The organism is Thiohalobacter sp. (assembly GCF_027000115.1).
Lineage (GTDB): Bacteria > Pseudomonadota > Gammaproteobacteria > Thiohalobacterales > Thiohalobacteraceae > JALTON01.
Genome location: NZ_JALTON010000040.1, coordinates 49,922 through 70,364 on the forward strand (window position 1 = coordinate 49,922; position 20,443 = coordinate 70,364).

Annotated in this window: 20 protein-coding genes; 19 read left to right on the forward strand and 1 reads right to left on the reverse strand. The window is 66.7% G+C overall.

What is annotated here, in order from left to right:
* The first annotated feature begins 54 nt into the window (after positions 1-54).
* From mnmG to glmS, 15 genes are all read left to right on the forward strand, one after another.
* Positions 55-1,950 carry a tRNA uridine-5-carboxymethylaminomethyl(34) synthesis enzyme MnmG gene (gene mnmG / locus MVF76_RS07295; RefSeq protein ID WP_297528146.1) on the forward strand — a complete coding sequence of 632 codons (1,896 nt, stop codon included), beginning with the start codon at positions 55-57 and terminating at the stop codon, positions 1,948-1,950.
* 9 nt (positions 1,951-1,959) lie between these two features.
* Entirely contained in the window at positions 1,960-2,646 is a 687-nt protein-coding gene (gene rsmG / locus MVF76_RS07300; protein WP_297528147.1) for a 16S rRNA (guanine(527)-N(7))-methyltransferase RsmG, read from the forward strand.
* Positions 2,647-2,686: 40 nt separating this feature from the next.
* Positions 2,687-3,487, forward strand: coding sequence for a ParA family protein (locus tag MVF76_RS07305; RefSeq protein ID WP_297528148.1), 801 nt, complete (start codon positions 2,687-2,689; stop codon positions 3,485-3,487).
* A gap of 13 nt (positions 3,488-3,500) precedes the next feature.
* On the forward strand, positions 3,501-4,382 hold the full coding sequence (locus MVF76_RS07310) for a ParB/RepB/Spo0J family partition protein (RefSeq protein ID WP_297528149.1): 882 nt from the start codon (positions 3,501-3,503) through the stop codon (positions 4,380-4,382).
* 194 nt (positions 4,383-4,576) lie between these two features.
* Entirely contained in the window at positions 4,577-4,942 is a 366-nt protein-coding gene (locus tag MVF76_RS07315; RefSeq protein WP_297528150.1) for an ATP synthase subunit I, read from the forward strand.
* Complete coding sequence (gene atpB / locus MVF76_RS07320) at positions 4,932-5,801, forward strand: F0F1 ATP synthase subunit A (RefSeq protein WP_297528151.1); 870 nt, start codon at positions 4,932-4,934, stop codon at positions 5,799-5,801. The genes MVF76_RS07315 and atpB overlap by 11 nt, the downstream gene beginning before the upstream one ends.
* A 55-nt stretch (positions 5,802-5,856) precedes the next feature.
* On the forward strand, positions 5,857-6,093 hold the full coding sequence (gene atpE, locus MVF76_RS07325; protein ID WP_297528152.1) for a F0F1 ATP synthase subunit C: 237 nt from the start codon (positions 5,857-5,859) through the stop codon (positions 6,091-6,093).
* A gap of 47 nt (positions 6,094-6,140) precedes the next feature.
* Positions 6,141-6,611 carry a F0F1 ATP synthase subunit B gene (locus MVF76_RS07330; protein ID WP_297528153.1) on the forward strand — a complete coding sequence of 157 codons (471 nt, stop codon included), beginning with the start codon at positions 6,141-6,143 and terminating at the stop codon, positions 6,609-6,611.
* Positions 6,612-6,623: 12 nt separating this feature from the next.
* On the forward strand, positions 6,624-7,160 hold the full coding sequence (locus MVF76_RS07335) for a F0F1 ATP synthase subunit delta (RefSeq protein WP_297528154.1): 537 nt from the start codon (positions 6,624-6,626) through the stop codon (positions 7,158-7,160).
* Between the two features lie 14 nt (positions 7,161-7,174).
* Positions 7,175-8,716 (forward strand): F0F1 ATP synthase subunit alpha, encoded by a 1,542-nt coding sequence (gene atpA / locus MVF76_RS07340; RefSeq protein ID WP_297528155.1) that lies wholly within the window; start codon positions 7,175-7,177, stop codon positions 8,714-8,716.
* Between the two features lie 66 nt (positions 8,717-8,782).
* A complete protein-coding gene (atpG, locus tag MVF76_RS07345) occupies positions 8,783-9,646 on the forward strand; it encodes a F0F1 ATP synthase subunit gamma (protein WP_297528156.1) in 864 nt (287 codons plus the stop codon).
* 134 nt (positions 9,647-9,780) lie between these two features.
* Positions 9,781-11,157 carry a F0F1 ATP synthase subunit beta gene (atpD, locus tag MVF76_RS07350; protein ID WP_297528157.1) on the forward strand — a complete coding sequence of 459 codons (1,377 nt, stop codon included), beginning with the start codon at positions 9,781-9,783 and terminating at the stop codon, positions 11,155-11,157.
* Between the two features lie 88 nt (positions 11,158-11,245).
* The gene (locus tag MVF76_RS07355) at positions 11,246-11,671 is read left to right on the forward strand and encodes a F0F1 ATP synthase subunit epsilon (protein ID WP_297528158.1); all 426 of its coding nucleotides are present in this window, start codon (positions 11,246-11,248) and stop codon (positions 11,669-11,671) included.
* Positions 11,672-12,023: 352 nt separating this feature from the next.
* Entirely contained in the window at positions 12,024-13,382 is a 1,359-nt protein-coding gene (gene glmU, locus MVF76_RS07360; protein ID WP_317622947.1) for a bifunctional UDP-N-acetylglucosamine diphosphorylase/glucosamine-1-phosphate N-acetyltransferase GlmU, read from the forward strand.
* Between the two features lie 174 nt (positions 13,383-13,556).
* Positions 13,557-15,383 carry a glutamine--fructose-6-phosphate transaminase (isomerizing) gene (gene glmS / locus MVF76_RS07365; protein WP_297528160.1) on the forward strand — a complete coding sequence of 609 codons (1,827 nt, stop codon included), beginning with the start codon at positions 13,557-13,559 and terminating at the stop codon, positions 15,381-15,383.
* A gap of 11 nt (positions 15,384-15,394) precedes the next feature.
* On the opposite strand, the gene MVF76_RS07370 is transcribed toward glmS, so the two are convergent.
* On the reverse strand, positions 15,395-15,790 hold the full coding sequence (locus MVF76_RS07370) for a DUF2237 family protein (RefSeq protein WP_297528161.1): 396 nt from the start codon (positions 15,788-15,790) through the stop codon (positions 15,395-15,397).
* A gap of 282 nt (positions 15,791-16,072) precedes the next feature.
* Here MVF76_RS07370 and MVF76_RS07375 point away from each other — a divergent pair, with 282 nt between their 5' ends.
* From MVF76_RS07375 to MVF76_RS07390, 4 genes are all read left to right on the forward strand, one after another.
* On the forward strand, positions 16,073-17,755 hold the full coding sequence (locus MVF76_RS07375) for a putative bifunctional diguanylate cyclase/phosphodiesterase (RefSeq protein WP_297528162.1): 1,683 nt from the start codon (positions 16,073-16,075) through the stop codon (positions 17,753-17,755).
* Between the two features lie 461 nt (positions 17,756-18,216).
* Positions 18,217-18,753, forward strand: a complete 537-nt coding sequence (locus MVF76_RS07380; protein WP_297528163.1) for a MarR family winged helix-turn-helix transcriptional regulator — start codon at positions 18,217-18,219, stop codon at positions 18,751-18,753.
* Positions 18,750-19,034, forward strand: coding sequence for a hypothetical protein (locus MVF76_RS07385; RefSeq protein ID WP_297528164.1), 285 nt, complete (start codon positions 18,750-18,752; stop codon positions 19,032-19,034). The genes MVF76_RS07380 and MVF76_RS07385 overlap by 4 nt, the downstream gene beginning before the upstream one ends.
* Before the next feature lie 28 nt (positions 19,035-19,062).
* A complete protein-coding gene (locus tag MVF76_RS07390; protein WP_297528165.1) occupies positions 19,063-20,430 on the forward strand; it encodes a KamA family radical SAM protein in 1,368 nt (455 codons plus the stop codon).
* Positions 20,431-20,443 lie beyond the last annotated feature (13 nt).

The window sequence follows — 20,443 nt, forward strand, 5'->3', positions numbered from 1 at the left end:
CGGGGGCTCATACAATGGAGGGTTCCACCGCTACCGGGTCAGGCACGGGGCAGCATGCAGTACCAGGAGACATTCGATGTGATCGTCGTGGGCGGCGGGCACGCGGGCACCGAGGCGGCGCTCGCGGCCGCGCGCATGGGCGCCCGTACCCTGCTGCTGACCCACAACATCGATACCCTGGGCCAGATGAGCTGTAACCCGGCCATCGGCGGCATCGGCAAGGGCCATCTGGTCAAGGAAATCGATGCCCTGGGCGGGCTGATGGCGCGCGCCATCGACCGCGCCGGCATCCAGTTCCGCATCCTCAATGCCTCCAAGGGGCCCGCGGTGCGCGCCACCCGTGCCCAGGCCGATCGCCAGCTCTACCGCCAGGCGGTGCGCGGGGCGCTTGAGCAGGCCCCGAACCTCACCCTGTTCCAGCAGCCGGTCGACGACCTGATCCTGGACGGCGACCGGGTCGCCGGCGTGCGTACCCGCATGGGGCTGGACTTCCGTGCCGCCGCCGTGGTGCTCACCGTCGGTACCTTCCTTGGCGGCCGCATCCACATCGGTCCCTCGCAGCACGAGGGTGGCCGCGCCGGCGATCCGCCGGCCAACGCGCTGGCCCGGCGGCTGCGGGAACTCGATCTCGGGGTGGAGCGGCTGAAGACCGGTACCCCGCCACGCATCGACGGGCGCAGCATCGATTTCAGCCGTCTCGAGCCCCAGCACGGCGACACGCCGCCGCCCGTGTTTTCCTTCCTGGGCGAGGCCGCCGAACACCCGCGCCAGGTGCCCTGTCACATCAGCCGCACCAATGCCCGCACCCACGACATCATCCGCGCCGGACTGGACCGCTCGCCGCTGTTCACCGGGGTCATCGAGGGCGTCGGGCCGCGCTACTGTCCTTCCATCGAGGACAAGGTGGTGCGTTTCGCCGAGCGCGATTCGCACCAGATCTTCGTCGAGCCCGAGGGCCTGGATACCACCGAGGTCTATCCCAACGGCATCTCCACCAGCCTGCCCTTCGACGTGCAACTGGCGCTGGTGCGTTCCATCGAGGGCTTCGGGAACGCCGTCATCACCCGCCCCGGTTATGCCATCGAGTACGACTACTTCGATCCGCGCGGCCTGCGCCATTCGCTGGAGACCCGCGCCCTCCAGGGGCTGTTCTTCGCCGGCCAGATCAACGGCACCACCGGCTACGAGGAGGCCGCGGCCCAGGGCCTGCTGGCCGGTCTCAATGCCGCGCTGCGGGTGCAGGGCCGCGAGCCCTGGTGGCCGCGCCGCGACCAGGCCTACCTGGGCGTGCTGGTCGACGATCTGGTGACCCGCGGCACCACCGAGCCCTACCGCATGTTCACCAGCCGGGCCGAGTACCGGCTGCTGCTGCGCGAGGACAATGCCGACCTGCGCCTGACCCCGATCGGGCGCGAGCTGGGGCTGGTCGACGACCGGCGCTGGGACGCCTTCGCCCACAAGCGCGAGGCCATCGAGGCCGAGCGCGAGCGGCTGGCAGCGCTCTGGCTGCGTCCCGGCACGCCGGCGGCCGAGGCCCTCGCCGCCCGCACCGGCCAGGCGCTGACCCGCGAGCAGCGCGCGCTCGATCTGCTGCGGCGCCCCGACATCGACTATGACGCCCTGACCGCGCTGGACGGCATGGGCCCGGCCCATCCCGACCCCGCGGTGCGCGAGCAGGTCGGCATCCAGACCCGCTATGCCGGCTACATCGACCGCCAGCGTGACGAGATCGAGCGCCAGCGCCGCCACGAGGCCCAGCCGCTTCCCGACGACTTCGACTATGCTCAGGTCAGGGGCCTGTCCGCCGAGGTGCGCGAGAAGCTCGCCGCGCGGCGCCCGGCAACGCTGGGGCAGGCGGCGCGCATACCCGGCGTGACCCCGGCGGCGATCTCCCTGCTGCTGGTCCATCTGAAGAAGCATCGCGGCGCGCCCCGGCGCCGGCGAGCCTGAGGAATCCACATGGCGGTCTTTGCCAGGCGTATCCGCAAGTCATCCCAGGTCGAACGCGGCCCCGGTCCCGAGGAGCGCCTCGATCGGGGCCTGCTGGCGCTGGAAGTCGAGCTGCCCGAGGGCGCGCGCGAGCACCTGCTGGCGCTGGTGCGGCTGCTGGCCAAGTGGAACCGGGTCTACAACCTGACCTCGGTACGAAAGCCGGCCGACATGGTGGGCCGGCACCTGCTGGACAGCCTCAGCGTATTGCCGCATCTTCGGGGACCGCGGGTGCTCGACATCGGCACCGGGGCCGGTCTGCCCGGGCTGGTGCTCGCCATCGCCCGGCCCGACTGGCAACTGGTGCTGCTCGATGCCAGCAACAAGAAGCTGCGCTTCGTGCGCCAGGCGGTGGCCGAGCTGACGCTCGACAATGTCGAGGTGGTGCACTGCCGGGTGGAGGACTACCGGCCCGACGAGGTCTTCGACTCCGTGGTCAGCCGCGCCTATTCCTCGCTGGAGGAGATGTACCAGGCCGGCCACCGTCTGTGCCGGCCGGATGGCCGCATCCATGCCATGAAGGGCGTGTTTCCGGTGGCGGAAATGGATGCCCTGTCGCGGCCGGGTGTCGTCGAGCGGGTCGAGCGTCTGCAGGTTCCGGGGCTGGATGCCGAACGGCATCTGGTCATCATGCGTCCCGAGGCGGACGCCGAATAACAAGACAAGGGGGCCGGGTGCCGCCGGCGGCGCGGGTGTCATGGGCAGGATACTGGCAATCACCAATCAGAAGGGGGGGGTCGGCAAGACCACCACCTGCGTCAATCTGGCCGCGGCGCTGGCGCTCACCCGTCGTCGCGTGCTGCTGGTGGACCTGGATCCCCAGGGCAACGCCACCATGGGCAGCGGCGTGGACAAGCACGAGCTGGACTATTCCAGCTGCGACGTGCTGCTGGGCGAGATCGACATCCGCCAGGCGATCCAGCATTCCGAGGCGGCCGGCTTCGACGTGCTGCCCGGCAACAGCGACCTGACCGCCGCCGAGGTCGAACTGCTGGGCATGGACGACCGTGAGGACCGCTTGCGCCAGGCGCTGGAATCGGTGCGCGACCGCTACGATTACATCCTCATCGATTGCCCGCCCTCGCTGAACATGCTCACCGTCAACGCCCTCGCCGCGGCCGACGGCGTGCTGATTCCGATCCAGTGCGAGTACTATGCGCTGGAGGGCCTGAGCGCCCTGCTCGAGACCATCGAACAGGTACGCGCTGCGCTCAATCCCGGTCTGGAAATCGAAGGATTGCTGCGAACCATGTACGATGCCCGCAATAATCTCGCGGTGCAGGTCGGTGAACAGCTCATCGAGCACTTCGGCGACCGCGTCTACCGCACCATCGTGCCCCGCAACGTCCGCCTCGCCGAGGCGCCCAGCCATGGCATGCCGGTGTTGCGCTACGACAAGGCCTCGCGCGGCGCGCTGGCCTACCTGGCGCTGGCCGGCGAACTGGTGCGACGGGAGCAGGAGGCCGCCGGCGCGGCCGTCGAGACCCAACAGGCCTGAACAAGACAGCGACATGGCAGCCAAGAAGAAAGGACTGGGGCGCGGACTGGACGCCCTGATCAAGACCCGACCGGCGGCCCGGCCCGCGCCGGTGCCCGCCGCATCCGAAGCCGCCGGTGACGGCAGCCTGCGCACCCTCGCCATCGACCTCATCCAGCGCGGCAGGTACCAGCCCCGCACCGACATGCATCCCGAATCGCTGCAGGACCTGGCCGATTCCATCAAGGCGCAGGGCCTGGTGCAGCCGATCGTGGTCCGCCCCGTTGGCGGCGGCCGCTTCGAGATCATCGCCGGCGAGCGGCGCTGGCGCGCGGCCCAGCTCGCCGGCCTGCAGGCGGTGCCGGTGGTGGTGCGCGACGTGCCGGACCGCGCCGCCATCGCCATGGCCCTGATCGAGAACATCCAGCGCGAGAATCTCAATCCGCTGGAAGAGGCCCGCGCCCTGCGCCGGCTGATCGACGAGTTCGAGATGACCCACCAGGAGGCCGCCGAGGCCGTCGGCCGCTCGCGCACGGCCGTGTCCAACCTGCTGCGCTTGCTGGAACTCAACGACGACGTCAAGCAACTGGTCGAGGCCGGGAAGCTGGAGATGGGCCATGCCCGTGCCCTGCTGGCGCTCGCCGGGGCGCGGCAGAGCGAGGCGGCGCGGACGGTGGTGGCGCGCGGGTTGTCGGTGCGCGAAACCGAGCGTCTGGTGCGCAAGCGACAGCGCGGGGAACGGCCAAAGCCGAAGGCGGCGGCCCCCGACCCGGACGTGCAGCGGCTGGAACGCGAACTCTCCGAGCGTCTGGGTGCCCGGGTCAGCCTCAAGGCGGGCGCCCGCGGCAAGGGACAGCTGGTGATCAGCTACAATTCCCTGGACGAACTCGACGGGATCCTGGCGCACATTCGCTGAGGGGCGCTTTCCGCACACTTTAACGGGACATAATCTCCGTTTATCCGTGCATTGACCCCCTGTACGGCAGCCTTTATACTGCGCGCCCCGATTTTGGTTGACCGGATTTCAACCATCGCGGAGCACGGAACAACGGAGACGATTGTCGCGCGCCCCCCGATCCCCCCGGCGCATCGGCCCGGTGAGCGAGCGACATGCGTAAGTTGCTGTTCAGCCAACTGATCCTTGCCCTGTTCGTTGCGGCCGGCAGTGCCTGGCCAGGCGGCGTGCAGGGGGCGGTCGCCGCCCTGTTCGGGGGCGCGGTCGCGATGACGAACACGGCATTGCTGGCCTGGCGGGCGGCGCGCATGGCGCGACGGCCCACTGACACGCCGCACAGGGACCTGCGGCAGATGTATTTCGCCGCCCTGGAGCGCTTCGCCATTGTGGCGATGCTGCTCGCGGCCGGACTGGGTGCCCTGCACCTCGAACCCGGGCCGCTGCTCGCGGCCTTCATCGCGGGCCAGTTGCTGCACATGTTTTCCAGCTTAAAGTCGGGATTCTCAACCCATGTCGAGTGAAGCGATCACTTCCGGACAGTACATCAAGCATCACCTCACCAACTGGACCTTCGGACAGCATGCCGACGGCAGCTGGGGCTTTGCCCACAGCGCCGAGGAAGCCGCGGAAATGGGCTTCTGGGCCATCAATGTCGACTCCATGCTGTGGTCGGTCGGCCTCGGCCTGTTCCTGTTCTGGCTGTTCCGCAAGGCGGCGAAGAACGCCACTTCCGACACCCCGGGCGGCCTGCAGAACTTCGTCGAATGGATCGTCGACTTCATCGACGATTCGGTGCGCGGCTCCTTCTCGGCCAAGAACGACCTGGTCGCGCCGCTGGCGCTGACCATCTTCTGCTGGGTGTTCCTGATGAACTTCATGGACCTCATCGCCGTCGACCTGCTGCCCTGGATCGCCGGCCTGGTGGGCCAGTACGTGTTCGGCGTCGACCCGCACCACGTCTATTTCAAGGTGGTGCCGACCACCGACCCCAACATCACCTTCGGCCTCGCCATCGGCGTGTTCGTCCTGATGCTCTACTACTCGATCAAGATCAAGGGCATCGGCGGTTTCTTCGGCGAGCTGGCCTTCCAGCCCTTCCCCAAGTGGCTGTTTCCGGTGAACCTCATCCTCGAAGGCGTGGCGCTGATCTCCAAGCCCGTCTCCCTCGCCCTGCGACTGTTCGGCAACATGTATGCCGGCGAGACCATCTTCATCCTGATCGCCCTGATGTACAGCGCGGGTTGGGCCTTCGGCCTGTTCGGTGGCCTGCTGCAGCTCGGTTGGGCCATCTTCCACATCCTGATCATCACGCTGCAGGCGTTCATCTTCATGACGCTGACCATCGTGTATCTGGACATGGCCCATCAGGAACATCACTGATCGAGTCGTCCCCATTCAATTTCGAAACCTACCTTCTCATATACAGGAGAGAAACATGGAAACTGCACTGCTCTACATTGCTGGCGCCCTGATGATGGGCCTGGGTGCCCTGGGTGCCGCGGTTGGCATCGGTGTCCTCGGCGGCCGTTTCCTGGAAGGCGCCGCCCGCCAGCCGGAGCTGATCCCGATGCTGCGCACGCAGTTCTTCATCGTCATGGGTCTGGTCGACGCCGTGCCGATGATCGCCGTCGGTCTGGCCCTGTACGTGCTCTTCGCGGTCGTGGGTGGCTAAGTAACAGAGACGTTTGTCCACTCACTGCCACTTAGCGAGGTGACGGTATGAACTTCAATGCAACCCTCATCGGTCAGATGGTGGCGTTTGCGGTCTTTGTCTGGTTCTGCATGAAGTACGTCTGGCCGCCGCTGGTCAACGCACTGAATGAACGCAAGGCAAGGATTGCCGACGGCCTGGCCGCTGCGGAGCGCGGCAAGCACGAACAGGCGCTCGCCCAGGAGCGCGCGAAGGAAGTGCTGCACGAAGCCAAGCAGCAGGCCCAGGAGATCATCGGTCGTGCCGAGAAGCGTGCCGCCGAAATCGTCGACGAGGCCAAGGATGCCGCTCGCGCCGAAGGCGAGCGCCTGCTGGCGGCCGCCCGCGCCGAGATCGACCAGGAGGTCAACCGCGTGAAGGAAGACCTGCGCAGGCAGGTGGTGTCCGTCGCGGTTGCCGGTGCCGAAAAGGTGCTGGAGCGCGAGGTCGACGAGTCCACCCACGGCGAGCTGCTGAACAAGCTGGCAGCCCAGATCTGAAGGTAGCGCGCCATGGCCGAACTCACGACGATCGCCCGACCCTATGCCCTGGCCGTGTTCAAGCTGGCCCGGGAGCAGCAGGCACTCGACCGCTGGGCCGACATGCTCGGGCTGGCCGCCGTCGTTGCTGCCGATGCCGAGATGTCCCGCCTGATCGACAATCCGCGGCTGACCGAGCGCCAGCTCGCCGATCTCTTCATCGAGATCTGTGGCGATGGCCTGGACGCGCAGGGGCGCAACATGATCCGGGTGCTTGCGGAAAACCGCCGCCTCAAGGCATTGCCCGAGATCCACCGCCTGTACCTGGCACTCAAGAGCGAGGCCGAGGGTGCCATCCAGGCCGAGCTGGTCAGCGCCAGGCCGGTCAGCGAGGTCCAGAAGCAGGCAATCCTCGAGTCCCTGAAAAAGCGTTTCGGCCGCGATGTCGAGCTCGACTGCAGGATCGATGAATCGCTCGTCGGCGGTGCCGTGATTCGTGCCGGTGACCTGGTCATAGACGGTTCGGTGCGGGGCAAGCTGGCCCGACTGGCCACGGCCCTGAGCCACTGAGAGGAATTCCAACCATGCAACTCAATCCCACTGAAATCAGCGAACTGATCAAGAGCCGTATCGAAAAGTTCGAGACCGTTGCCGAGGCACGCACCGAAGGCACCGTGGTCTCGCTGACCGACGGCATCGCCCGCATCCATGGTCTGGCCGACGTCATGGCCGGTGAAATGATCGAGTTTCCCGGCGGTGTCTACGGCATGGCCCTGAACCTGGAACGCGACTCCGTAGGCGCCGTGATCCTGGGTGACTACAAGGGCATCTCCGAAGGCGACACCGTCAAGTGCACCGGCAAGATCCTCGAAGTGCCGGTCGGCGAGGCCATGCTCGGCCGCGTAGTCGACTCCCTCGGCAATCCCATCGACGGCAAGGGTCCGATCGAGGCCCAGGGCAGTTCCCCGATCGAGAAGATTGCCCCCGGCGTGATCTGGCGCAAGTCGGTCGACCAGCCGGTGCAGACCGGTCTGAAATCCATCGACGCCATGGTGCCGATCGGCCGCGGCCAGCGCGAGCTGATCATCGGCGACCGCCAGACCGGCAAGACCGCGGTGGCAGTGGACGCCATCATCAACCAGAAGGGCACCGGCGTTAAGTGCATCTACGTCGCCGTCGGCCAGAAGAACTCCTCGGTCGCCGCCGTGGTGCGCAAGCTCGAGGAACACGGCGCCATGGAGCACACCATCGTGGTGGCGGCCACCGCCGCCGAATCCGCGGCCATGCAGTTCATCGCGCCCTACGCCGGCTGCGCCATGGGCGAGTACTTCCGCGACCGGGGCGAGGATGCCCTGATCGTCTATGACGATCTGACCAAGCAGGCCTGGGCCTATCGTCAGGTATCGCTGCTGCTGCGTCGTCCGCCGGGCCGCGAGGCCTATCCGGGTGACGTCTTCTACCTGCATTCGCGTCTGCTCGAGCGCGCCGCGCGTGTCAACGAGGACTGGGTGGCCCGCGAAACCAACGGTGCGGTGACCGGCAAGACCGGCTCGCTGACCGCGCTGCCCATCATCGAGACCCAGGCCGGTGACGTCTCGGCCTTCGTTCCGACCAACGTGATCTCCATCACCGACGGTCAGATCTTCCTCGAGACCGACCTGTTCAACGCCGGTATCCGGCCCGCCATCAACGCCGGCCTGTCGGTGTCGCGTGTCGGCGGTGCCGCCCAGACCAAGATCATCAAGAAGCTGGGCGGCGGCGTGCGTCTGGCACTGGCCCAGTACCGCGAACTGGCGGCCTTCGCCCAGTTCGCTTCCGATCTGGACGATGCCACCCGCAAGCAGCTCGAGCGCGGCCAGCGCGTGACCGAGCTGATGAAACAGCCGCAGTACAGCCCGCTGTCGATCGCCGAAATGGCCGTGTCGCTGTTCGCGGCCAACGAAGGCTATCTGGACGACGTCGAGCTGAAGAAGGTCGTGGACTTCGAGGCGGCGTTGCATGCGCACATGAAGTCGAACTTCGCCGATCTCATGAACACCATCAACGAGACGGCGGACTACAACGACGACATCGAGGCCGGGCTGCGCAAGTGTGTCGAGGACTTCAAAGCCAACGGCGCATGGTAAATCAGGGCTCGCGCAGCGGGGTCCGCGTGATCCCGCTGCCGAACCCGGCAACCAGGAACTGAGCACATGTCTGGCGCGAAAGAGATACGCACCAAGATCAAGAGCATCAGCTCGACGGCCAAGATCACCAAGGCCATGGAGATGGTGGCGGCGAGCAAGATGCGCAAGGCCCAGGACCGCATGCTGGCCACACGCCCCTATGCGGAGAAGATGCGCAGCGTGATCGCGCACCTGGCGCAGGCACATCCCGAATACCATCATCCCTATCTGCAGGCGCGGGAACAGGTCAGGCGTGTCGGCCTGATCGTCGTTTCCACCGATCGCGGCCTGTGCGGCGGGCTCAACATCAACCTGTTCAAGCGCGTGCTGGGGCAGATGAAGCAGTGGTCGGATGCCGGCGTAGAGATCGATCTGGCGGTGTTCGGTACCAAGGCGCAGCAGTTCTTCAAGCGCATCGGCGGCCGCGTGCTGGCGCAGGCCACGCACATGGGCGACGCGCCGGAGCTGACCGATATTCTCGGCACCGTCAAGGTGATGCTGGATGCCTACGAGGAAGGCGGCATCGACGAGCTGCACCTGGCCTACAACGGCTTCGTCAACACCATGACCCAGTCACCGGCCATCGCTCAGCTCATTCCGATCCAGGGTGCCGGCGACGAGGAACTGAAGCATCACTGGGATTACATCTACGAGCCGGACGCCAAGCCGGTGGTGGATGCGCTGATGATGCGTTACATCGAGTCGCTGGTATACCAGGGCATCGTCGAGAACGTCGCCTGCGAGCAGGCCGCCCGCATGGTCGCCATGAAGGCAGCGACCGACAACGCCGGCAATCTCATCGATGAGCTGCAGTTGGTGTACAACAAGGCCCGTCAGGCGGCGATCACCCAGGAGATATCGGAGATCGTCAGCGGCGCGGCGGCGGTATAGTGCGCAGATACAAGAGCCAGGATACAAGCCATTTCAGAGAAACGAGAGACAGGATACAGGAGCCGGGATACAGAAAAGCAGGCATGGCCAGCTTGTATCTTGCATCTTGTATCTGAATCCAAGAGGACAGCAACATGAGTTCGGGCAACATCGTTGAAATCATCGGTGCCGTTGTCGACGTGGAATTCCCGCGCGACTCGGTACCCAGAATCTACGACGCGCTTACCGTCGACGAAGCCGGCCTGACCCTGGAAGTCCAGCAGCAGCTGGGTGACGGCGTGGTACGGACCATCGCCATGGGTTCCACCGACGGCGTGCGCCGCGGACTGTCGGTGACCAACACCGGTGCGCCCATCTCGGTGCCGGTGGGCAAGGCCACCCTGGGCCGCGTCATGGACGTGTTGGGCACGCCGGTGGACGAGGCGGGTCCGGTCGAGGCCGAGGCGCGGCTGCCGATCCACCGCGCAGCACCGACTTATGCCGATCAGGCAGCCAGCGTGGAGATCCTGGAAACCGGCATCAAGGTCATCGACCTCATCATGCCCATCGCCAAGGGCGGCAAGGTCGGCCTGTTCGGCGGCGCCGGCGTGGGCAAGACCGTGACGCTGATGGAGCTGATCCGCAACATCGCCATCGAGCACTCCGGCTACTCGGTGTTCGCCGGTGTCGGCGAGCGTACCCGAGAGGGCAACGACTTCTACTACGAAATGAAGGAAGCCGGGGTTCTCGACAAGGTCGCGCTGGTCTACGGCCAGATGAACGAACCGCCGGGCAACCGCCTGCGCGTCGCGCTGACCGGCCTGACCATGGCCGAACACTTCCGCGACGAGGGCCGTGACGTACTGATGTTCATCGACAACATCTACCGTTACACCCTGGCCGGCACCGAAGTGTCCGCGCTGCTCGGCCGCATGCCCTCCGCGGTGGGTTACCAGCCGACCCTGGCCGAGGAAATGGGTGTGCTCCAGGAGCGCATCACCTCCACCAAGACCGGTTCCATCACCTCCTTCCAGGCGGTGTACGTGCCCGCGGACGACCTCACCGACCCGTCCCCGGCCACCACCTTCGCCCACCTGGACGCGACCCTCGTGCTGTCCCGCCAGGTTGCCGAGCTGGGCATCTATCCCGCGGTGGACCCGCTGGACTCCACCTCGCGGTTGCTGGATCCGCTGGTCATCGGCAACGAGCACTACGAGACTGCGCGCGCCGTGCAGGGCACCCTGCAGCGCTACAAGGAGCTGCGCGACATCATCGCCATCCTGGGCATGGACGAGCTGTCCGAAGAGGACAAGCTGATCGTGGGCCGTGCCCGTAAGATCCAGCGTTTCCTGTCCCAGCCCTTCTTCGTGGCCGAGACCTTCACCGGTGCACCGGGCAAGTACGTCTCCCTGAAGGACACCATCCGTGGCTTCCAGGGCATCGTCAACGGTGACTACGACAGTCTGCCGGAGCAGGCCTTCTACATGGTCGGCACCATCGAGGAAGCCGTGGAGAAGGCCAAGAGCCTGTAACGGCCGGGAACGACCAGGACACGGCTTCCCGACCGCTTGGGCCCAGGCCGCCCGGCGGCCGGGAAGCCAGCAGCTGAGTGTTTATACTATGGCTATGGAAATTCATGTCGACATCGTCAGCGCCGAGGGCCAGATCTTTTCCGGTCCGGCCACGATGGTGTTCGCGCCGGCGGAAATGGGCGAGCTCGGCATTGCGCCGCGCCATACCCAGTTGCTCACCCGGCTGGTGCCCGGCGAGGTTCGCATCCAGGACCAGCAGGGCAACGAGCAGAGTTTCTTCGTATCCGGCGGCATGCTGGAGGTTCAGCCGCACGTGGTCACGGTGCTGTCCGACACGGCCGTCCGCGCGGCCGATCTGGACGAGGCCGCCGCCCTGGAGGCCAAGAAACGGGCCGAGGACCTGCTGGCCAACCGTGAGGCGGAGATCGACTACGCCAAGGCACAGGCCGAGCTGGCCGAGGCCATCGCACAGCTGCGTGCCATCGAGAAGATGCGCAAGAAGGGCCGGGCCTGACGGGATCGGTCGCTTGCGTGATTCCGAGGGGGCGGCCTGTGGCTGCCCCCTTGTCCTTTCGGGTGGGGCAATGCAGCGGTCTGGAAAGAGCAAGAGCGCCACGGACCGCACGGAAGACACGGACGAATTCAGTACTGAAACCGTTGGAAGGCAAAACCTTGCAACGCCGGCAGGCGCCTTCCCGTCCCCGGCACACCCCGCGCCTCCGTGACCTCGGCGTCACGACCGATGCGCTGGTGCAACATGCGGGCTAAAGCAAGGCGATGTTCCGCCGCTGACAGGGGTGTTGCGGATTCCGGCGACGGTTGGCTGGACGCCATCCCCGCCGCTCGATTAGGCTGAGTGAATGGAACTGCATGTCGTGATCCTTGCCGCCGGGCAGGGAACAAGGATGAAATCGGACCTGCCCAAGGTGCTGCACCCGCTGGCCGGCCGGCCGCTGCTGGGACACGTCATAGAGGCCGCTCGCAAGCTGGATCCTGCCGCCATCCAGGTGGTGTATGGCCATGGCGGTGACCGGGTGCGGGCCGCGCTGTCCGACGCCGGCGTCGACTGGATCGAGCAGGCCGAGCAGCTCGGGACCGGCCACGCCGTCGCCCAGGCGCTGCCGGCCATCCCCGACGCCGCCAGGGTGCTGGTCCTCTACGGCGACGTGCCCCTGATCGCCCCGGCCACCCTGCGCCGCCTGGTGGAGGCCGCCGGCACCGATGGCCTGGGCCTGCTCACCGCCGAGCTGCCCGACCCCGCCGGCTACGGGCGCATCCTGCGCGATGGGCAAGGCACGGTCATCGGCATCGTCGAGCACAAGGATGCCAGTCCCGAGCAGCACGCGATCCGCGAGATCAACACCGGCTTCCTCGCCGTCGGTGCAGAGCGCCTGCGCGACTGGATCGCGCGGCTCGACAATCGCAATGCCCAGGGCGAGTACTACCTGACCGACATCATCGCCATGGCCGCCGCCGACCATGTGCCGGTGCGCGCGGTTCACCCCGACGCCCTGCACGAAATCCTCGGCGTCAACGACCGTCGCCAGCTCGCCGAGCTGGAACGCATCCACCAGCGCCTGCAGGCCGAGGCCCTGCTGCTGGCGGGTGTCAGTCTTGCCGATCCGATGCGCTTCGACCTGCGCGGCACCCTCGAACACGGCCGCGATGTCCGCATGGACGTCAATTGCATTCTGGAGGGCCGCGTCGTACTGGGCGACCGCGTGCGCATCGGCCCCGGCTGCCTGTTGCGCAACGTGGAGATCGCGGACGATGTCGAGATCCTGGCCAACTGCGTGATCGAGGACGCCGTCATCGGCGCCGGTTCGCGTATCGGCCCCTTTGCCCGCATCCGTCCCGAGACGCGGCTGGACCGCGAGGTGCACATCGGCAACTTCGTGGAGCTCAAGAAATCGGACATCGGTGCCGGCTCCAAGGTGAATCATCTCAGCTATATCGGCGATACCAGCATCGGGCGCGGCGTGAATGTCGGTGCCGGCACCATCACCTGCAACTACGACGGCGCGAACAAGCACCGCACCGTGATCGAGGACGAGGCCTTCATCGGTTCGGACACCCAGCTGGTGGCGCCGGTCACCGTGGGTCGCGGCGCGACGCTGGGGGCGGGCACCACCCTCACCCGTGACGCGCCGCCCGGCGAGCTGACCCTCAGCCGCAGTCCGCAGAAGACCATCAAGGGCTGGCAGCGGCCGGTGAAGAAGAAGTGAGGCGTGAGATGAAGGAATACAACCGGTCACCCGGCGGCCGGATGGACAAGACACAGCGTGGCCATCATGAAACCGTGACTGCGCGAAGCCCGTTGCCGGCAACCGCCTGCACCTGTCGGCAGGACGGGCCGCCAGCCCGCCCATGCATCTCCGGACCAGGGAAGGCCTGATCCCATGTGCGGCATCGTCGGCGCCATTGCCCAACGCAACGTGGCCCCCATTCTCATGGAGGGCCTGCGACGGCTCGAGTATCGCGGCTACGATTCCGCCGGCATTGCCCTGCGCGACGCCGATGGCCGCATCCAGCGCATCCGCTCGGTGGGCAAGGTCGCCGAGCTGCAGGCGAGGCTGGACGCGGAACCCATCGAGGGTGAACTGGGCATCGCCCACACCCGCTGGGCCACCCACGGCATTCCCGCCGAACGCAATGCCCACCCGCACATGAGCGGCGAGTCGGTTGCCATCGTCCACAACGGCATCATCGAAAACCACGCCGAGCTGCGCGAGCGGCTGATCGGCGAGGGCTTCCGCTTTTCCTCGGAGACCGACACCGAGGTCATCGCCCATCTCCTGGCCAGCCTGCTGCGCCAGGAATCCGATCTGTTCGCCGCGGTGCAGAAGGCGCGCGAGGCCCTGGTCGGTGCCTATGCCCTGGCGGTGATCGCGCCCGGCGAGCCGGATCGCATGATCGTCGCCCGAGCCGGCAGCCCGCTGGTGGTTGGCCTCGGCGTGGGTGAGAATTTCATCGCCTCCGACGTGTTCGCCCTGTTGCCGGTCACCCAGCGCTTCCTGTTCCTGGAGGAGGGCGACATCGCCGAGGTGCGGCGCGATGGCGTGCAGGTGTTCGATGCGGCCGGCCGGCCGGTGGAACGCAGGGAAACCGAGTCCTCCCTGTCCGCCGCGCGTGCCGACAAGGGACCCTATGCCCATTACATGCTCAAGGAGATCTTCGAGCAGCCCGCGGTGATCGCCGAGACCCTGGAGGGCCGCATCCACAAGGGGCGGCTGCTGGAGGAGAGCTTCGGGCACGAGGCCAAGGCGCTGTTGGACCGCGCGCGCGGCGTGCACATCATTGCCTGCGGTACCAGCTATCATGCCGGCCTGGTGGCGCGCTACTGGCTGGAAGAGATCGGCATTCCCGCCAGTGTCGAGGTGGCCAGCGAGTATCGCTACCGCAAGGTGGTGGTGCCCGAGGACACCCTGTTCGTCACCATATCCCAGTCCGGGGAAACCGCCGATACCCTCGCCGCCCTGCGCGGCAGCCGTGCGCTGGGCTATCTCGGCAGCCTGGCCATCTGCAACGTGCCCGAGAGTTCACTGGTCCGCGAATCGGACGTTGCGCTGATGACCCGCGCCGGTCCCGAGATCGGTGTGGCCTCGACCAAGGCCTTCACCACCCAACTGGTCGCCCTGCGCCTGCTCACCCTGGCACTGGCGCGCCGCCGCGGCATGGACGCCGACCGCGAGCGCGAGTTGGTGGACGAACTGCACGCCCTGCCCCGGCAGGTGGAAGTGGTGCTCCAGCTCAACGATGCCATTGCCGACATGGCCCGCCATTTCGGCCACCGTCACAACGCCCTGTTCCTCGGCCGCGGCGCCTTCTACCCCATCGCCATGGAGGGCGCGCTCAAGCTCAAGGAGATCTCCTACATCCATGCCGAGGCCTACCCGGCCGGCGAGCTCAAGCACGGCCCGCTGGCGCTGGTCGACGAGACCATGCCCGTGGTCTGCGCCCTGCCCGACGACCCCCTGCTGGAAAAGGTACTGTCCAACCTGCAGGAGGTACGCGCCCGCGGTGGCGAGCTGTTCCTGTTCAGCGATCAGCGCGTGGACATCCCGCTCGACACCTGCCACAGCCTGACCCTGTCCGACATCTGCCTCGGCACCGCACCCATCGTCTACAGCGTGCCGCTGCAGCTGCTGGCCTATCACGTCGCCGTGCTCAAGGGCACCGACGTCGATCAGCCGAGAAACCTGGCCAAGTCGGTGACGGTCGAGTAGGCAACCCGCCCTCAGCTCAGGTCCACCGCGCTGGCCTTCAGGGTGTCCAGCGGAATCAGCTCCAGCGCCCGCCGGTGGGTGGCGCGCAGGAACACGCGCGGTGCCATCCCGGCCTCGTGGGCCTCCAGCCAGCGGGCGGCGCACAGGCACCAGCGGTCGCCGGGTTTGAGGCCGGGGAAACCGTATTCCGGCAGCGGCGTGCTGAGGTCGTTGCCGCGAAAGCGGGAGAATTCCAGGAACTCGCGGCTGACCTGCACGCAGACCGTATGCGAACCCAGATCCTGGTCGCCGGTGTTGCAGCAGCCGTCACGATAGAAGCCGGTCAGGGGACGTTCGCTGCAGCGCTCAAGGGGTTCGCCCAGTACGTTGATGGCAGGATGGGCATCGGGTGGTGCGGTCTGGTCCATGTTCCGGTCTCGGCTGGCAGGGGCAGGGAGGGCACTCCAGCCCGCACATTGTACCAGGGGCTGTGGATGATGGCGGATTTGCAGCCGGGCTCGGGGGCGCTCACTCAAGCCGTGGCCGTCGCTACGGCTTGAGTGAAGCCCCCCAAGCCGAGCGAAAACCCGCCCGGATGCAATATGCGGGCGAGGCCGGACTGGAGCGGGTATCAAGCAGATGCCGGCGCGAGCCGCTACACTGCCCATCAGGGAATCCGGCTGCGGGCCGGAGCGTCAGCCGGAAGGAACATGGACAGCGACTTCTATGCCGAGCTGCTTCGGGCTTACCTGGACAGCGCCAACGATGCCATCTTCGTGCTCTGCGACGAGCTGAAGTTCCTGGCCTGCAACCGACTGATGCAACAATGGCTTGGGCGTGACGAGGCCGAGCTGACGCGCCACAACCGGCGCCGGCCGATCACCGAGCTGCTGGGAGACAGGCAGGCCGCGGAACTGTTCCGTTCGGCGGTGAAGGCGGTCTTCGCCAGCGGCGCGCCCCGGCGTTTCGAATGCCGCATCCGTCCGCACCGGGGGGGTGAGCGCTGGGTCGAGTTCAACGTGACCCGGGTCGACGTGGAAAGCGGCGACATGGTGATGGTGGTCGCCCGCGATGTCAGCGAGCGGCGCGCACATCTGGCCAGGATCGAGCAGCAGGCGACCCACGATGCGCTCACCGGGCTGCCCAACCGGGTCTATCTGAACCGGTATCTGACACGGCAGGCGGAGAGCCCGCATGCGCTGCTGGTCATTGATCTGGATCGCTTCAAGGAGATCAACGCCGCCTACGGCCATGCCGCCGGTGACGAGCTGTTGCGGATCCTGACCACGAGACTGGAGGCAGCCGTAGACGCGGCCGGCTGGACGGCACGGGTCGGCGGCGACGAGTTCGTGGTGGTGTTGCCGGGCCAGACGCCGGAACAGGCGTGGGTCACGGCCGATCGCCTGCGGCATGTCTTGGCCGAGCCGGCCCAGATCGGGATCTGGCGGGTCCGGGTCGAGGTGACCCTGGGCCTGGCCTGCAGCCCGCAGCACGGGTCCTTGCGCCAGCTTCTGGTGCGCGCGGAGAGCGCGCTCTACCATGCCCGCGGCGAACATGCCCCGGCAGCCATGTACGAGGGTGCCTGGCATCGGGACGCGGTGCGCCAGGTGAAACTGCTGACGGCGCTCCACGAGGGCCTTGCCGCCGGCGAGATCGAGCCCTTCTATCAGCCCATCCTGCCCATGCGGGAAGCGGCCGCGCCGCGCGTCGAGGCCCTGGCCCGCTGGCGGCATCCGTCGCGCGGGCTGGTGTCGCCCGAGGCGTTCATCGGTCTGGCCGAGCAGTCCGGGCTGATCTGGCCGCTCACCCGCCGGGTCCTGGAGTGCGCGCTGTCCCAGTGCGCGCCGCTCCTGCGCGATGGCCGGATCGCGAGCCTGTCACTGAATCTTTCCCCACGCTGCCTGATCGAAACCTTGCCGGAAAGTCTGGATGCGGCGCTGACCCTGCATGGCCTGCCGCCGTCGGCACTGATTCTGGAGCTGACCGAGAGCGCGGCCATGGCGCATTCGCCCCGGGAGGCCCGGGTTCTGGATACGCTGGCGCAGATGGGCGTGCGGCTGGCGATCGATGACTTCGGTACCGGCCATTCCTCGCTGATCAAGCTCAAGCAGCTGCCGCTGTCGGAACTCAAGATCGACCGGTCCTTCGTGCACGACTGCACCCGCAATCCGGAGGATGCGGTCATCGTCGAGACCTCGGTGCGGCTGGCGCACAGCCTGGCGCTGGACGTGGTCGCCGAAGGCATCGAGGATGCCGACACCTGGGCGTGCCTCAGGGAACTGGGTTGCGATTTCGGGCAGGGTTTCCTGATGGCGGAGCCCATGCCGCTGGCGGCGCTGGAGGACTGGCTGGCTGGCGCGCGGGGGCGCAGGCGCCGCGGCCGGGACGACTGACTGGCAGCCTGACCGCACCGCGCCGGGACGGTTTCTGGGTGGGTGGCGGTCAACGGGTTCTTGCAGCCCACAATCTCCCATTGTTTTGGCATCTCACAGAGTAATTTCCCACTTCAATACATAAGACTCCCCGTTTTATGGGGACAATATTGCCTTTGCCCTGCATATCTCCGAAAATTTCGAGCTCTCACCTTGGCGGCGCCGACACGCCGCATGTTTTTCTTAAATTGGAACATTTGTGGTGGAATGAATCATAAATCTGCCTTGATACTTATAATTTGTGGTGAATATTATCTTTATTGGTTGGGATGATGGCCATTTTGTGGCAACTTGGGTGATTCCGCCCCGGCCCGGCATTTAACCTGCTGATCTCCAAGGCAAATGGACCTGAACGCCGGGAAATGGTATTGTGCAAAACCTTCACGGCACGCACCCCCGCTTCCCCAGGCTCAGGAGTCGAGATGCAGACCGCCCGCCCGGCACCCCGACCGGATGATGCCGCCGACCGTGTCGCCGTCATCGAACGGCTCAGGGTGGTGTACCGCGCCATGCAGGCGCACTCGCGCTGGGTGGAACGGCAATGCGGCGTCAGCGCCGCGCAGTTGTGGTTGCTGGCGGCGCTCGATCGCGACGGGGGCATGCAGGTGGGCGCCCTCTCGCGCGCCCTGTCCCTGCATCGCTCCACCACCAGTAATCTGCTCGACAAGCTCGAGCGCAAGGGGCTGGTGAGGCGCCGTCGAGACGGCGCGGATCAGCGGGTGGTCCGGGTCGAGCTGACACCGGCCGGCCGTGATCTGGTGGCGCGTGCACCCGGTCCGACGCAAGGTGTGATCCACGATGCGCTCGGACACCTCAGTGCCCATGAGCTGGCGGCGCTGACCGCCGGGCTGGAGGCGCTGGTCGCAGCCATGAGCTGCCATGCCGCCGAGGTTCCGCGGCAGCCGGGCATCGCCACGAGCGATGTGCCGATTCCTTCACCGATGGGAGAAATCACGTGAGCAAGGAAAAGATGTTCTACTGCATTCCGCAACAGGCCTACATGCGCACCGACAACTGTCAGAAGCTGCGCAAGCGGCCCACCGGCAAGGTGCCTGCCGGTGCCCAGCCGCGGCTGCGGGCCTGCGAGACCTGCACCATGTACCCGCTGGTGGATACCGGCAAGGTACCCACCGTCACTCTTGCGGCCTATCTCGGCGGCACCCGCCCCGAGGTCGCCAACCTCAAGTCGGCCAGCCTGCGCAAGGTGATCGAGAAGCACCTGGAGCGCGAGGCAGGCTGAGGCAGGTTGCCCGCCGGAGGGAGAAACCATGCGTGACAACGTACAGCGCAAGCCCCGGGCCGGGGAAGTGCCGGCCACTGAACGGTTCGAGGTATTCACCGAGCGCCAGTTCGACCGTATCGCCGAGCTGGAACGGCTGCCCGAGGCCCAACGCTTCGCCATGCGGGTGGTGGCCAATGTGCTGCCGTTCCGCGTCAATCGCTATGTCATCGAGTCGCTGATCGACTGGGAGCGCGTGCCCGACGACCCGATCTTCCAGCTGGTGTTCCCGCAGCCGGGGATGCTGTCCGAAGCGGACTTCACGCGCATGGCCGATGCGCTGAAGGCGGGCCTCCCCCGTGACCGGATTCGCGCCATTGCCCGCGAGATCCAGGCCGGCCTCAATCCGCATCCGGCCGGCCAGCAGGTGCTCAACGTGCCCCGCCTGAACGGCGAGCCGCTGCCGGGCCTGCAGCACAAGTACAGGGAAACGGTGCTCTTTTTCCCCAGCCAGGGGCAGGTCTGCCATTCCTACTGCACCTTCTGCTTCCGCTGGGCACAGTTCGTCGGCGACAAGTCGCTGCGCTTTGCCAGCAACGAGGCCGAGTCCCTGCACGCCTACCTGCGCGCCCACCCTGCGGTCACCGACCTGCTGGTCACCGGCGGCGATCCCATGGTGATGAAGACGGTGCATCTCGCCGAGTATCTCGAGGGTCTGCTCCAGCCCGGGCTGGAACACGTGCAGAGCATCCGCATCGGTACCAAGTCGCTGACCTTCTGGCCGCAGCGCTATGTCAGCGACCCGGATGCCGACGACCTGCTGCGCCTGCTGGAGCGCCTGGTCCAGGCCGGCCGTCAGGTGGCGATCATGGCCCACTTCAACCACTGGCGGGAGATGGACACCGACATCTGTCGCGAGGCCATCCGCCGCATCCGCGCCACCGGTGCGGTGATCCGGACCCAGGCACCGCTGATCCGGCATATCAACGACGACGCCGGGGTCTGGGCGCGCATGTGGCGTACCCAGGTGGGCCTGGGCCTGGTGCCCTACTACATGTTCGTGGAGCGGGATACCGGCGCCCGCCAGTACTTCGAGGTGCCGCTGGCGCGCGCCTGGCAGATCTACCGTCAGGCCATGCAGCAGGTGTCCGGCCTGGCCCGCACTGCACGCGGACCCAGCATGAGTGCCGGACCGGGCAAGGTGGAGATCCAGGGCGTTGCCGAGATCCAGGGCGAAAAGGTGTTCGTGCTGCGCTTCGTGCAGGGGCGCAATCCGGACTGGGTGCAGCGGCCCTTCTTCGCCCGCTTCGATCCCGAGGCCACCTGGCTTGACCAGTTGCAGCCGGCCTTCGGCGAACAGGCGTTCTTTTTCGAGGACGAGTACCGCCGCATGCAGGAGGCGGCCCTGGGGCGCTGATCCTCCCGCGGCA

Excerpts from the sequence above, each read along its gene's own strand:
- mnmG (WP_297528146.1), top strand. The coding sequence starts at position 55 with ATGCAGTACCAGGAGACATTCGATGTGATCGTCGTGGGCGGCGGGCAC.
- rsmG (WP_297528147.1), top strand. The coding sequence starts at position 1,960 with ATGGCGGTCTTTGCCAGGCGTATCCGCAAGTCATCCCAGGTCGAACGC.
- MVF76_RS07305 (WP_297528148.1), top strand. The coding sequence starts at position 2,687 with ATGGGCAGGATACTGGCAATCACCAATCAGAAGGGGGGGGTCGGCAAG.
- MVF76_RS07310 (WP_297528149.1), top strand. The coding sequence starts at position 3,501 with ATGGCAGCCAAGAAGAAAGGACTGGGGCGCGGACTGGACGCCCTGATC.
- MVF76_RS07315 (WP_297528150.1), top strand. The coding sequence starts at position 4,577 with ATGCGTAAGTTGCTGTTCAGCCAACTGATCCTTGCCCTGTTCGTTGCG.
- atpB (WP_297528151.1), top strand. The coding sequence starts at position 4,932 with ATGTCGAGTGAAGCGATCACTTCCGGACAGTACATCAAGCATCACCTC.
- atpE (WP_297528152.1), top strand. The coding sequence starts at position 5,857 with ATGGAAACTGCACTGCTCTACATTGCTGGCGCCCTGATGATGGGCCTG.
- MVF76_RS07330 (WP_297528153.1), top strand. The coding sequence starts at position 6,141 with ATGAACTTCAATGCAACCCTCATCGGTCAGATGGTGGCGTTTGCGGTC.
- MVF76_RS07335 (WP_297528154.1), top strand. The coding sequence starts at position 6,624 with ATGGCCGAACTCACGACGATCGCCCGACCCTATGCCCTGGCCGTGTTC.
- atpA (WP_297528155.1), top strand. The coding sequence starts at position 7,175 with ATGCAACTCAATCCCACTGAAATCAGCGAACTGATCAAGAGCCGTATC.
- atpG (WP_297528156.1), top strand. The coding sequence starts at position 8,783 with ATGTCTGGCGCGAAAGAGATACGCACCAAGATCAAGAGCATCAGCTCG.
- atpD (WP_297528157.1), top strand. The coding sequence starts at position 9,781 with ATGAGTTCGGGCAACATCGTTGAAATCATCGGTGCCGTTGTCGACGTG.
- MVF76_RS07355 (WP_297528158.1), top strand. The coding sequence starts at position 11,246 with ATGGCTATGGAAATTCATGTCGACATCGTCAGCGCCGAGGGCCAGATC.
- glmS (WP_297528160.1), top strand. The coding sequence starts at position 13,557 with ATGTGCGGCATCGTCGGCGCCATTGCCCAACGCAACGTGGCCCCCATT.
- MVF76_RS07370 (WP_297528161.1), bottom strand. The coding sequence starts at position 15,790 with ATGGACCAGACCGCACCACCCGATGCCCATCCTGCCATCAACGTACTG.
- MVF76_RS07375 (WP_297528162.1), top strand. The coding sequence starts at position 16,073 with ATGGACAGCGACTTCTATGCCGAGCTGCTTCGGGCTTACCTGGACAGC.
- MVF76_RS07380 (WP_297528163.1), top strand. The coding sequence starts at position 18,217 with ATGCAGACCGCCCGCCCGGCACCCCGACCGGATGATGCCGCCGACCGT.
- MVF76_RS07390 (WP_297528165.1), top strand. The coding sequence starts at position 19,063 with ATGCGTGACAACGTACAGCGCAAGCCCCGGGCCGGGGAAGTGCCGGCC.